Raw genomic sequence first — 12,744 nt, 5'->3', positions numbered from 1 at the left:
TTCGGCGCCGCCTGGCCGGCCCTGCCATGGCCGGGCGGCCCACCCGGCCGGCGACGTTCAGTGGAGGCCGATCAGTTCCACCAGCCCCAGGCTGGCGACCAGCAACAGCAGCAGCGACAGCACCACCGTGGCGCTGACGGGCACGCCGGCCCTCGCCACCACCCGCACATCGACCCCGAGACCCAGCGCCGCCATCGCCAGCAGGGTCAGTGCTTCCGCCACGCCGGCGATCGGGGGCAGCAGGGCAGCAGGAATCAGCCCGAAGGCGCGCAGCGCCGCCATCGCCAGGAAGCCGAGGATGAACCACGGCACCAGCTTGCCGATTCCCGGCCGGCCAACGCCGGCAGCGGCATCGCGCCGTGCCGCGAGCACGGACAGGCCCAGCACCACCGGCCCCAGCATCAGCACCCGCACCAGCTTCACCAGCGTACCCATCTGCACCGCCAGGGAACCGGCCGGGGCGGCGGCGGCCAGCACCTGCGGCACCGCATACACTGTCAGCCCGGCCACCACGCCGTATTGCAGGGGATCGAGCCCCAGCAGGGGCACCAGCAGCGGCAGCGCCAGCACCACGCCGACGCCCAGCACAGCGGTGAAGGCAATCGCGGCGGCGACATCCCTGGCCTGGGCGCCGATCACCGGGGCCACGGCGGCGATCGCGGAGTTTCCGCAGATCGAGTTGCCGCAGGCCACCAGCACCGCCATCTTGCGCGGTAGCCCGAAGCCGCGGCCGATCACATAGGCCGCAGCGATGGACAGGGCCACCACTGCGGCGATGCCGGCGATCAGCCCCGGGCCGGCCGCCAGCAGGGCGGTGACGCTGAGCGAGGCGCCCAGCAGCATCACCGCCACCTCCAGCAGCATCTTGGCACTGAAGGCGATACCGGGTGCCGCCGCGGCCGGCAGCGGCCGCAGCGTGCGCAGGGCGGTGCCCAACAGGATGGCCAGCACCAGCGCGTCCAGCCAGGCGCGTCCCCACAGCGCCGTCTCCACCCAGGCCAGAATTCCGGCGAAAAGGGCGACCGCGCCGCACAGGGCGATACCGGGCAACAGGGTGACGACGCGCGCAACAGCTGTGGTACGCGGGGAGGCGAGGGTGGTGGGGCTGGGCATGGCTTCACCATGACAGCAGCGTTTCAATCGCTCCAACAGGTTGTTTTGATCGATCCGATCATTAAAATCGAACGATGACGCTGGAACAGCTGCGCATCTTCCTGGCCGTGGCGGAGCGCGAGCACGTGACCCGTGCCGCCAGTGTCCTGCATCTCACGCAATCCGCCGTGAGCGCCGCCATTCGGGCGCTGGAGGAGCGGCATGGCATCACTCTGTTTCATCGGGTCGGCCGCCGCATCGAGCTGACCGAAGATGGGCGCGTCTTCCGGACGGAGGCCGCCGCCGTGTTGGCCCGCGCCGAAGCGGCGGAGCTGGTGTTGTCGGAACTGGGTGGAGCCTTGCGCGGCACGCTGCGCATCCAGGCCAGCCAGACCGTGGCCAGCTACTGGCTGCCGCCGCTGCTGGTGCGGTTCCGCGCCGCCTGCCCGGGTGTGTCGGTGGAGGTCGGCGCCGGCAACACCACCAGCGTCGCCCAGGCGGTCCTCAGCGGTGTGGCCGAGCTCGGGTTGGTGGAAGGGGAGGTGTGCGAGCCGGCCTTGTCGCAGGTCTTCCTGGCCCGCGACCAGCTGGTGGTGGTGGTCGGCCCGCACCACCCCTGGGCCGGGACCGGTCTGATCCCGGCGTGCCGTCTGCCGGAATCGCCCTGGATCATGCGCGAGCCCGGCTCAGGCACTCGTGCTGCCTTCGAAGCGCTGCTGCGCGACTGGGGATTGCCAGCTGGTGCGCTGAACGTTGCGCTGGAACTTCCCTCCAACGAGGCCGTGTTGGCGGCAGTGGAAGCGGATGGCGGCGCCACCGTGGTTTCGGAACGGGCCGCCGGGCCGCACCTCGCGGCCGGGCTGCTGGTGCGCGCGGAGGTGGAACTGCCGCCACGTTCCTTTAAAGCCTTGCGGCACCGGGAACGTTATGCCAGCCAGGCCTCCAGGGCGCTGCTGGCTTTGGCAACCGCTCAGTAGAGGCGGCTGTTGCTGCCATAGGGAACGACCAACTCGTCCTTGCCGACCATGTTGAGCAGGGCGCGGGCCCGCTCATCCAGCACGTCGCGGTCGATGCGGTCGCCGCGCAGCCCGGCGACCTTGCGTTCCATGGTGTCGCGCTCCGCCTCGACCCTGGCCAGAACCAGGCGGGCGGCGGCAATCTCGGTGGCCTTGGCCTCTCTCGCCAGAGAGCCGACACGGGGACCGTGCACCGCATACCAGGAGAAGTGCCAGATCAGGCCTGTGAAGACCAGCGGTAGCCAAAGAATGCCGAACATCCGCTTGATCGCCCGCATCGCCGAATCCCTGTCCCGAATCAGAGGCTTACCAGCCCCAATACAGGCGGAAGGTTAACGACGTGTGACCAAGGCGGCGCAAGCAGATACCGCGGTGCGAAAGCGTATTCCTGCGCGGGGTGGTGCGCCGGCCACGAAACTTGGCCGGCGCACCGCTTCGATGGCCGCGTTTCAGCGCTTCAGGATGGTCCGGCCGGCATAGCGTGCGGCCGGCCCGAGGCCTTGCTCGATGCGGATCAGCTGGTTGTACTTCGCCAGGCGGTCGGAGCGGGACAGCGAGCCGGTCTTGATCTGGCCGCAATTGGTGGCGACGGCGAGGTCGGCGATGGTGCTGTCCTCAGTTTCGCCCGAGCGGTGCGACATCACCGCAGTGTAGCCGGCGCGGTGCGCCATCTCCACCGCTTCCAGCGTCTCGGTCAGGGAGCCGATCTGGTTCACCTTCACCAGGATCGAGTTGGCCGTCCGCGTCTCGATCCCCTGGCGGAGCCGCTCGGGATTGGTGACGAACAGATCGTCCCCCACCAGCTGCACGGTGCCGCCCAGCCGCTCGGTCAGCAGCTTCCAGCCGGCCCAGTCATCCTCGGCGCAGCCATCCTCGATCGAGATGATCGGGAATTTGGCGCAGAGGCCAGCCAGATAATCCACCATGCCGCCGGCATCGAGCTTCTTGCCTTCGCCCTCCATGTCGTAGACGCCGCCCTTGAAGAACTCGGTGGAGGCGCAGTCGAGGGCGAACATGACATCCTCGCCGACGCGGTGGCCGGCGGCCTCGCAGGCCTTGGCGATAAAGCCCAGCGCCTCGTCGGCCGATTTCAGATCCGGCGCGAAGCCGCCCTCATCGCCCACATTGGTGTTGTGGCCGGCGTCATGCAGCGCCTTCTTCAGGCTCATGAACACCTCGGAGCCGATGCGCGCCGCCTCGGCGGCGGAGCCGGCGGCCACCGGCATGATCATGAATTCCTGGATGTCGATCGGATTGTCCGCGTGCTGGCCGCCATTGATGATGTTCATCATCGGCACCGGCAGGGTGCGGGCGAAGACGCCGCCGACATAACGGTACAGCGGAACGCCGTAATGCTCGGCCGCCGCCTTGGCGGTGGCCAGGCTGACCGCCAGGATGGCGTTGGCGCCGAGGCGCGACTTGTTCGGCGTGCCGTCGAGCGAGACCATTACCTCGTCGATCTTCACCTGCTCCGTGGCGTCCATGCCGGACAGGGCGTCGAAGATCTCGCCCTCCACATTCGCCACGGCCTTCTGCACGCCCTTGCCGTGGTAGCGCGCCTTGTCCCCGTCGCGCAGCTCGACGGCCTCATGCGCACCGGTCGAGGCGCCTGACGGCACGGCGGCGCGGCCGATGGCCCCGCTGTCCAGCACGACATCGACCTCGACGGTGGGATTACCGCGCGAATCGAGAACCTCGCGCGCGATGATGTCGGCAATGGCAGTCATTCCGGGTTCCCCTCGGGTGGTGGCAGTCGGTCCTACGCCCTGCGCGGATAAAACGCGGGCGCGGGCAGGGCAAGGGGTGGGGGTGCCCAACGGAGCAACGTTGTCGTGTGCCGCCAAGCTTCAGGCGACCGGCGCGTGCTCCATCGCGCGGCGGGATCGCTTGGCATTGTACATCGCCTCGTCAGCGTGACGCAGCAGGCTTTCCGCGTCGGTGCCGTGTTGCGGATAGAGCGCGACGCCGAGGCTGGCGCCGACCGAGACCCGCTGGCCGCCATAGCTCATAGGCTGATCGAGGCTGCGGCCGATCCGGTCGGCGACGCTGCGCCACAAATCCGGCTGCGGCAGCCGGCACAGCAGCACCACGAACTCGTCGCCGCCAAGCCGCGCCACGGTGTCGCTGGGCCGGACAACGCCCGACAATCGCAGCGCCACCTGCCGCAACACCATGTCGCCCGCCTCGTGGCCCAGCGTGTCGTTGATCGGCTTGAAGCGGTCGAGGTCGATGAAGATCAGCGCCATGCCACCCTTGTGCCGCTCCGCCGCGGTGATCGCCTCCTCCAGCCGCTGGCCGAGCAGGCGGCGGTTCGGCAGGCCGGTGAGCCCGTCATGCTGGGCCGCGTGCGCCAGGCGGCCGGCGATCGAGCTCGCGCTCTCATAATGCCGGGCCAAGCCATGCAGCAGCCACCACAGCGTCGCGGTAACGGCGCAGCCGCACAGCAGCGCAGCCAGCGGCGCCGGAGCGAAGGCCAGGCTGGCGGGCGGCCGCACCAGCACCACCGCCCAGATCCGGCCGGCGACGGGGATCACCTGTTCCAGCCGGTCGGCCGGCGCCGCCGCATCGGGCATGGCGTTGAAGCCGCCGCTGGCGGCGAGGACCGGGCGAGGCTGCGACGTATCACCGTCGATGGCGCCGCGGTCCTCGATCAGGAGCTGGTAAGCATTGCGGGTTTCCGGCAGCAGGGTTCCCAGCATGTCCCGCGTGCGCAGCACGGCGCCGACCACGCCCGCGAAGGCCACCCGCCGCTGTGCGACAGTCCACCGAGGCGTGTCGCCGTGATACAGCGCCTGCCGGATGACGATGCCGGTTTCGCCCTGCAGCAATGGCAGCGGCGCGCTGGCCGCCGCCTCGCCGCTGTCCCGGGCCTGTTCCACGCTGCGCCAGCGGGAAGGTTCGGCCGCCATGTCGTGGCCGAAAGCGGCCTCGTTGCCGGCCATGGGCTCATTGTAGAGCACCGGCAGGTAGAAGGCCCGCGATCCCGACGGGCGGAAGGCGAAATCCGGGTAGCCACCGGGGTCCAGGCTGCGGTCATCCCGCACCGACGCCTCGAAGGTTCCCCGCGCGGCGTGAAGAACCAGGGGGCAATACTGCACCACCTGCAGGCCGGGAACACGGTCCGGCAGCCGCAGCGCGGTGGCCTGCGCATGGAATTGTTGCCGGGTGACCGTGTTGTTGACACTGAAAAGGCCGCGGAACCCCGCCACCAGCTCGACCACACGCATCATCCGCTCCTCGACAAGCCGGGTGACGTGTTGGCTGCTGTCGCGGAACCGGGCATCTGCCTCGGCAATGCTGGACCGCCAGGTGATGTGCCACAGCATCAGGGAGGCCAGCAGGCCCAGAAGCCCCATCACCGCGGCGGCGCGGTGCAGCAGCCATACCCTGCGGTCCAGGGCCTCCGATGCTATGGTCATGGCCTTGGCCGTCAGGCTCCGCGCGGGTGGATCGGGTCCCGGGCGCGGTGACGGGCCGTGGCGGCCACGGCCGCCACGTGCCGGACCGACATCATCGCCGGTCCGGATTGAGGAAGCATGAAGTGGCGGCCATGGCGGGCCGCCTTGTTCCTCAGACCAGCCGCGCCTGTTTCACCGCCGCGCCGACGAAGCCGGCGAAGAGCGGATGCGGGTCGAAGGGCTTCGACTTCAGCTCGGGATGGTATTGCACGCCGATGAACCAGGGGTGATCCGAATATTCGACGATCTCCGGCAGCAGCCCGTCCGGCGACAGGCCGGAGAAATGCAGCCCCGCCGCCTCCAGCCGCTCGCGATAGCCGATGTTCACCTCATACCGGTGGCGGTGCCGCTCCTCGATCTCCGCCTGGCCGTACACCCGGCGCACCAGCGAGCCCTCGGCCAGCCGCGCCGGATAGGCACCGAGCCGCATGGTGCCGCCCAGATCGCCCTCGGCCGAGCGGGTCTCCCGCTCATTGCCGCGCAGCCAGTCGGTCATCAGCCCGACCACCGGCTCCTCCGTAGGGCCGAATTCGGTGGAGGAGGCGCCCTCGATACCGACCAGGTTCCGCGCCGCCTCGATCACCGCCATCTGCATGCCGAAGCAGATGCCGAGGAACGGGATCTTCCTTTCGCGGGCGAAGCGCACCGCCTCGATCTTGCCCTCGGCGCCGCGCTCGCCGAAGCCGCCGGGCACCAGGATGCCATGCACGCCTTCCAGCCGCTCCAGCGCGTTCGGCGTCTCGAACACCTGGCTGTCGACCCAGTCGAGCTTGACCTTTACGCCGTGGCGAATGCCGCCATGGGCCAGCGCCTCGGCCAGGGATTTGTAGGCATCGAGCAGCGAGATGTACTTGCCGACCACGGCAATGCGCACGTCGCCTTCCGGGTTGTCCAGCCGGTGGACGATGCGCTGCCAGCCGGACATGTCGGGCTGGCCGTAGATCGACAGGCCGAAATGCCGCAGCACCTCGCGGTCCAGACCTTCCGCCTGGTATTGCAGCGGCACGGCGTAGATCGAGGACGCGTCGAGCGCCGGAATCACGCTTTCGGGCCGGACGTTGCAGAACAGCGCGATCTTGCGGCGCTCGTTCTCGGGGATCGGCCGGTCGCAGCGGCACAGCAGGATCTGCGGCTGGATGCCCAGGCCGAGCAGCTCCTTCACGCTGTGCTGGGTCGGCTTGGTCTTCAGCTCGCCGGCGGAGGGGATATAGGGCACCAAAGTCAGGTGCATGAACAGGCTGCGCTGCGGGCCCAGCTCGTTGTGCAGCTGGCGCAGGGCTTCCAGGAAGGGCAGGCTCTCGATGTCGCCCACCGTGCCGCCCACCTCGACCAGCAGGAAATCGAGCCCGTCCGTATCGGCCGTGGCGGCTTCCTTGATGGCGTCGGTGATGTGCGGGATCACCTGCACGGTGCCGCCGAGATAGTCGCCGCGGCGTTCCTTGGCGATCACCTCGGCGTAGATGCGCCCGGAGGTGTAGCTGTCGCCGCGCGTGGCGTGCACGCCGGTGAACCGCTCATAATGGCCGAGGTCGAGGTCGGCCTCGGCGCCGTCGTCGGTGACGAAGACCTCGCCGTGCTGATACGGGCTCATGGTGCCCGGATCAACGTTCAGGTAGGGGTCGAGCTTGCGAATGCGGACCTTGTAGCCCCGTGCCTGCAGGAGCGCGCCGAGGCTGGCCGCCGCGATGCCCTTGCCGAGGGAGGAAACCACGCCGCCGGTGATGAATACGAACCGCGTCATGGGCCACCTTTCTAACGCTCCGCCACGCCGCCGGAAAGCGGCGGGAATGGCAAGGCTGCTGCATGCGGAAAGCGGGGCCGAAACTCACCCCGCCGATTCAACGGGATCGCCCCTGAACAGGGCTCCCATAAATGGCTCGGGCGCCTGAGGGGACCCCGGCGCCCGATTCGCAGCCCCGGGGCTGGCGATCAGTTGGTCGGCACGCTGGCTGGTGGCGGCGTCGCCGGCTGAGCCGGCGCCCCCCCGGTGCCGGGCGAGGTGCCCGTGCCGGTGGTGCTGCCCGGCTGCCCCACGGGCGCGGTGGGCTGCATCGGCTGCTCGCCGCTTACGGCGGGCGGCGGCGGCGCATCCAGGATCGAGCCGCGCCCGGACTGGCCGCGCCCCATCAGCGCCATGGTCAGGGCCAGCACCATGAACAGCGTGGCCAGCACCGCCGTGGTGCGGGTCAGCAGGTTGGCGGTGCCGCGCCCGGTCATGAAGTTGCCCATGCCCTGCGAGGAGCCGATGCCGAGCCCGCCCCCTTCGGAGCGCTGCAGCAGCACGACGCCGATCAGCGCGAGGGTGACGAAAAGATGCAGGACGAGCAGGACGTTCATCATGGCGGAGCGCTCTTAGCGGCGTTTGCGCCGCCGCGCCAGCGGCAACGCGGTGCGGCGGCAACGGGGCAGGGGCGCGGAGCCGCGCTCATGACGTGACCTCGCCCGCTTCGGCCAGCAGCCTCAGCGCTTCCGCCAAGCTGGCGCCGCGCACCGCGTCGCGATCACCCGGAAACACATGATGCCGCGCCAGGGTCGGCCCGCCCCGCCGGGCGGCGGCGAAATGCACGAGGCCCACAGGCTTGTCCGCGGTGGCGCCGCCCGGCCCGGCGATGCCGGTGATGCTGACCGAGAGGCCCGCCCCCGAATCCGCCAGCGCGCCGTCCGCCATGGCACGGGCCACCGGCTCGCTCACCGCCCCATGCGTGGCAATCAGGCTGGCGGGAACGCCGAGCATGCGCTGCTTGGCGTCGTTCGAGTAGACGACGTATCCGGCCAGCACGGTGGCGGAGGAGCCGGGGATCGCTGTCAGCGCCGCGCTGACCAGCCCGCCGGTGCAGCTTTCGGCAGTGGCCAGGGTCAGGCCGCGCGCCTGCAACGCGGCCAGCAGCGCCGCCGCCTCCTCGAGCAGATTCCGCTCCGGCCAGTTCGTCACAGCGCGACCCCCATCACCGACACCGCCAGGATGACGGCCGCCGCCATGCCGCCGGCGAACAGATCGTCCAGCATCACGCCCGCCGTGCCTTTGCGGCGGTCGGCCCAGCCCACAGGGCCCGGCTTGGTGATGTCGAACAGGCGGAACAGCAGAAAGGCCAGCGCTAATCCGGCCGGGCCGGCGCCGAGCGGCAGGGCGGCCAGGGCCAGGCTCTGCCCGGCACCCTCGTCGATCACCACCCAGGATGGATCGGCATGGCGGTCCGGCAGCCGCTCCAGCGCCCACCATCCCAGCAGCGTCAGCACGGCCGACAGCATCAGACAGGCCTCGGGGCCGGCCACCGCCACCGGAAGCACCAGGGCGCTGCCCCAGGTGCCGGGAGCAGGGCGGACAAAGCCGATGCCGCCCATGCTGGCGAGCAGTCGCGGCAGAAGGGCGGCCGGGGCCACCGGCGGCGCGGCGAACGGGGCGGACATCAGCGGGCCGCCAGTGCGGGATTGGCCGGCGCCAGCCAGGCCTGCAACGGGTGCTCCGAAGCGTCTTGGCCCTGAAGGGCGCGGTAGATCACGGCGTTCTCCACCACGCGCTGGGCGTAGTTGCGGGTTTCGGCGAACGGAATCTGCTCCATCCAGTCGATCAGGTCGATGCTGCCGGGCAGCCGCGGATCGCCATAGGTGCCGATCCATTCCTCCACCCGGCGGGGTCCGGCATTGTAGGCCGCGGCGGCCAGGGCCAGGTTGCCGAACCGCGCCAGCTGGTCGGCCAGGTAGCGGGAGCCGAGACGCATGTTGTGCTCCGGCTGGGTGGTCAGCCACGCCGCCTGATGCGGGATGCCGAGCTGCCTCGCCACCAGCGCGGCGGTGCCGGGCAGCAGCTGCATCAGCCCGCGCGCATTGGCGCTCGACACCGCCGCAGGGTCGAAATTGCTTTCCTGCCGTGCGACGGCATAGGCGAAGGCGGGCTCCACCTCGGCATCGGCAGACAGGGCGTAGGGCGCCGGAAAGCCCTCCGGCAGCAGCATCACGCCATCGATCCCGGCGCGACGAGCCACCCAGACGGCGTGATCCTGCCGGCCGATGCTGCCGGCCAGCCGCGCCACCAGCACCTGCTCCGCCGGATCGGGGGCGATGTCCTCCAGCCGCAGCAGAAAGGTGCGGGCGCGGCCGGTATCGCCCAGATCGGCGAGCGTCAGCACCGCCTGCACCAGTTCCTTGTTCAGAAAGGCGCTAGCGGCCTCGGCGGTGGGCTGCGGTGGGCGCACCGCGCGGATGCGGGCGGCGAGCTGGGGAGTGCTCTCGCCGAGCGCCAGCGCTGCCAGCTGACCATAGAAGCCGGTGGGAAGTGCGGCGGCGGCGGCGTACTCACCCTGCGCCTTGTCGAGGCGGCCGCGCGCCGCCGCGGCCCGCCCGCGCCAATAGGCGGCACGGGACCGGGTGATGACGCTGCTGCTGCCCTCCCCGAGTTTGGCGAAGTGCCGGGCGGCCAGCGCCGGATCGTTCAGGCGGCGCAGGGCGATGAAGCCGGCCAGGAACTCGGCCTCGTGCAGCGGCTCGCCTTCCAGCGCGCCATGCTGTGCGGCGACACGGTGGGCGGCGGCGGCATCGCCCAGGCGCAGCAGCTTGCGCGACAGCACCTGCCGCTCGGCCCAGATGGCGCGCCCCACCTCGGGCGGCATGCGGCGCTGCAGGGACTCGACTTGCTGCCAGACCGCGGCAGCCTCGGTGTCGCGGTCGCCGCGGCGCAGGTACCGCGCCAGTTCCGCCGCCAGCCCGAGATCCTCGCCGGCCCGCGGTGCCGCCTGCGCCTCGGCGCCGGGCTGGTCGGCGGCCAGTGCCAGGCGCAGCTCGGCCGGAAGCCGTGCCCCGGCGGGCAGCAGCGGCAGCAGCCGGCCAGCAGCGGTGATCTGCCGGGACCAGGCCAGACGCTCGAAGCGGGCGCGGTGGTCGTCCGGCGTCAGCACTGAGCCGAATACTGCCAGAAAGGCGGCTTCGTCTCCCGGGTCGGCATTGCCCTCGCGCCAGCCGCGGCGGACCGCCTCGCGCGCCGCGGCCTCCCCTTGCTGGCGCTGCAGCGCTTCGGCCCATTGGCGGGTGGCGTTGAGGCCGCGCGGTGGCGTCGTGGCGAACAACCGCAGCACCGTGGCGTCATCGGCCAAGATCGGCAGGGCTTCCTCGCCACGCAGCGTCAGGGTGGCCAGCATCGGCCAGGACGGGTTGGCGGCGGTGAAGGCGGCTACCTCCTCGGCGCTGGCCTGGCCGCGCACTTGCAGCCGCATCCAGGCCACCAGCTTGCCGGCAATCGGGTCGGCGCTGCTATCGGCGATCGCCTGCGCCTCGCTCCAGCGGCCGGCATTGGCGGCGATGATGGCGGTGCGGCCGGCGCCGCGCTGCGCCTCGGAGGCCCAGGGCTGCGCCAGCGCCGGGGCGGCGCGGAAGCCGGTTGCCGGCAGCACCGCCAGCCCTACCAGCAGCAGCACGCGCCGAAGCGTTGCGGAGGAAGCACTGGGCGCGGAGGTTAGCAGGGTCATGCGGCGGGGATGGAGCGGAGCGGGAACAACATGGCGCCAGGGTAGAGCAGAACGGCGCCCGAGTGTATCAGATGGTTGCGTGACGAAATGTGCCGGAAACGGTTTGATCCTCCGCCGCTTGTGCGGCGCGGGCGGGGCGCCTAGCTTCCCGCCCTCCGCCGCCAGACCCTGCCACCCGGGAAGGAAAGTGTTCAACCGATGTTCAAGGGATCGCTTGTCGCGCTGATCACGCCGATGGCCGCCGATGGCAGGCTGGACGAGAAGAACTTCAGCGAACTGGTGTCCTGGCAGATCGCCGAGGGCACCCAGGGCCTGATCCCGGTCGGCACCACCGGCGAAAGCCCGACCCTGTCGCATGCCGAGCATCACCGGGTCGTTGAACTCTGCGTCGACGCGGCAGGTGGCCGCGTGCCGGTGATCGCCGGCACCGGCTCCAACAGCACCGCCGAGGCGATCGAGCTGACCCGCCACGCCAAGGAAGCCGGCGCCGATGCCGCACTGGTGGTGACGCCGTACTACAACAAGCCGACGCAGGAAGGGCTGTTTCTGCACTTCACCGCCATTGCCGATGCCGTGGACCTGCCACTCATCATCTACAACATCCCGCCGCGCTCGGTGATCGACATGAGCGTTGAGACCATGGCGCGGCTGGCGAAGCACCCGAACATCGTCGGGGTAAAGGATGCCACGGCCAACCTGACCCGGCCGCTGCACACCCGCGCCGCCTGCGGCACCGATTTCTGTCAGCTGTCCGGCGAGGACCACACGGCACTGGCCTTCCGCGCCGCGGGCGGGGTGGGCTGCATCAGCGTCACCGCCAATGTCGCGCCGCGGCTCTGCGCCGAGATGCATGCCGCCTGGGAAGCCGGCCGCATCGAGGAGGCCCTGGAGATCCAGGACCGGCTGACGCCGCTGCACGACGCCCTGTTCTGCGAAACCTCGCCAGGGCCGGTGAAATATGCGGCCAGCCTGCTCGGCAAGTCGTCGGCCTTCTGCCGCCTGCCCATGGCGCCGGTCGCGGATGCGACCCGGGCGCGGGTCAAGGCGGCCATGGTGACCGCAGGCTTGCTCAACTGAGACCTTGAAACCGGAAGGCGGCGCGCCACGTTGCGCCACCCCGCCTTCCGCCGGATGAAAGAGTGATGGCCGAGCCCCGCAAGAAAGCGATGATTTCGCACGGCACCGCCGCGCAGAACCGTAAGGCACGCTTCGACTACAAGATCGGCGACACCTATGAAGCCGGGCTGGTGCTGCTGGGGCCAGAGGTGAAGTCGCTGCGCGCCGGCCGCGCCGCCATCGCCGATGCCTGGGCCGGCGAGCGCGACGGCGAGCTCTGGCTGTTCAACTGCTACATCCCTGAATGGCAGGCCGGCTCCTTTGTGTCGCAGTTCGAGCCGCGCCGGCCGCGCAAGCTGCTGCTGAAGAAGAAGCAGGTGGAAAGCCTGACCGGCGCCGTGGCGCGGGAGGGCGTGACGCTGGTGCCGCTGGAGATCCTGTTCAACGAGCGCGGCATCGCCAAGGTGATGCTCGGCCTGGGTGAGGGCAAGAACAAGGCCGACAAGCGCCACGCCATCGCCGCCCGTGACTGGCAGCGGGACAAGGCGCGGCTGATGCGCGACAAGGGCTGAGCGCCCCCAGCCGGACCGGCCTGCCAGCCGGGCCAGGGGCGGCGGATCCGCGGCTGCGATCCGCTATGCCGAAGGTCCCTGCAGGCCAGGC

12 protein-coding genes are annotated in these 12,744 nt (G+C 70.4%); 3 read left to right on the top strand and 9 right to left on the bottom strand.

All coding sequences use genetic code 11. The features are described from left to right. Positions 1-57: 57 nt before the first annotated feature. The gene (locus tag D2K64_RS09620; RefSeq protein ID WP_120008148.1) at positions 58-1,113 is read right to left on the bottom strand and encodes a YeiH family protein; all 1,056 of its coding nucleotides are present in this window, start codon (positions 1,111-1,113) and stop codon (positions 58-60) included. A gap of 74 nt (positions 1,114-1,187) precedes the next feature. Here D2K64_RS09620 and D2K64_RS09615 point away from each other — a divergent pair, with 74 nt between their 5' ends. Further along, positions 1,188-2,069, top strand: a complete 882-nt coding sequence (locus D2K64_RS09615; RefSeq protein WP_120008147.1) for a LysR family transcriptional regulator — start codon at positions 1,188-1,190, stop codon at positions 2,067-2,069. Here D2K64_RS09615 and D2K64_RS09610 read toward each other — a convergent pair. The 8 genes from D2K64_RS09610 to D2K64_RS09575 all read right to left on the bottom strand — a co-directional run bounded on the left by D2K64_RS09610 (position 2,063) and on the right by D2K64_RS09575 (position 11,025). Further along, positions 2,063-2,386 carry an FtsB family cell division protein gene (locus tag D2K64_RS09610; protein ID WP_120008146.1) on the bottom strand — a complete coding sequence of 108 codons (324 nt, stop codon included), beginning with the start codon at positions 2,384-2,386 and terminating at the stop codon, positions 2,063-2,065. The two genes, D2K64_RS09615 and D2K64_RS09610, sit on opposite strands and share 7 nt — an antisense overlap. A 171-nt stretch (positions 2,387-2,557) precedes the next feature. Further along, positions 2,558-3,835, bottom strand: coding sequence for a phosphopyruvate hydratase (gene eno, locus D2K64_RS09605; protein WP_120008145.1), 1,278 nt, complete (start codon positions 3,833-3,835; stop codon positions 2,558-2,560). A gap of 120 nt (positions 3,836-3,955) precedes the next feature. Continuing rightward, a complete protein-coding gene (locus D2K64_RS09600) occupies positions 3,956-5,527 on the bottom strand; it encodes a diguanylate cyclase domain-containing protein (protein WP_120008144.1) in 1,572 nt (523 codons plus the stop codon). 151 nt (positions 5,528-5,678) lie between these two features. Next, positions 5,679-7,307, bottom strand: coding sequence for a CTP synthase (locus tag D2K64_RS09595; protein WP_120008143.1), 1,629 nt, complete (start codon positions 7,305-7,307; stop codon positions 5,679-5,681). 188 nt (positions 7,308-7,495) lie between these two features. Continuing rightward, positions 7,496-7,906, bottom strand: coding sequence for a preprotein translocase subunit SecG (secG, locus tag D2K64_RS09590; protein WP_120008142.1), 411 nt, complete (start codon positions 7,904-7,906; stop codon positions 7,496-7,498). A gap of 85 nt (positions 7,907-7,991) precedes the next feature. Continuing rightward, a complete protein-coding gene (locus D2K64_RS09585) occupies positions 7,992-8,498 on the bottom strand; it encodes a CinA family protein (protein WP_202910612.1) in 507 nt (168 codons plus the stop codon). Beyond that, positions 8,495-8,974: a phosphatidylglycerophosphatase A family protein gene (locus tag D2K64_RS09580; protein ID WP_120008141.1), complete on the bottom strand. Its 480-nt coding sequence runs from the start codon at positions 8,972-8,974 to the stop codon at positions 8,495-8,497. Before D2K64_RS09580 ends, D2K64_RS09585 begins: the two co-directional genes overlap by 4 nt. Next, positions 8,974-11,025: a lytic transglycosylase domain-containing protein gene (locus D2K64_RS09575; RefSeq protein WP_120008140.1), complete on the bottom strand. Its 2,052-nt coding sequence runs from the start codon at positions 11,023-11,025 to the stop codon at positions 8,974-8,976. The genes D2K64_RS09580 and D2K64_RS09575 overlap by 1 nt, the downstream gene beginning before the upstream one ends. 198 nt (positions 11,026-11,223) lie before the next feature. Between D2K64_RS09575 and dapA the strand changes: the two genes are divergently transcribed. Both dapA and smpB read left to right on the top strand, forming a co-directional pair. Beyond that, on the top strand, positions 11,224-12,102 hold the full coding sequence (gene dapA, locus D2K64_RS09570; RefSeq protein ID WP_120008139.1) for a 4-hydroxy-tetrahydrodipicolinate synthase: 879 nt from the start codon (positions 11,224-11,226) through the stop codon (positions 12,100-12,102). 65 nt (positions 12,103-12,167) lie between these two features. Continuing rightward, positions 12,168-12,653 (top strand): SsrA-binding protein SmpB, encoded by a 486-nt coding sequence (gene smpB, locus D2K64_RS09565; RefSeq protein WP_120008138.1) that lies wholly within the window; start codon positions 12,168-12,170, stop codon positions 12,651-12,653. The last annotated feature ends 91 nt before the right edge of the window (positions 12,654-12,744 follow it).

It is taken from the genome of Teichococcus vastitatis, from assembly GCF_003604215.1.
Classification (GTDB): Bacteria; Pseudomonadota; Alphaproteobacteria; order Acetobacterales; family Acetobacteraceae; genus Pseudoroseomonas; species Pseudoroseomonas vastitatis.
The sequence above is the reverse complement of the archived record's forward strand: the minus strand, read 5'-3'. Positions and strand labels throughout refer to the sequence as shown.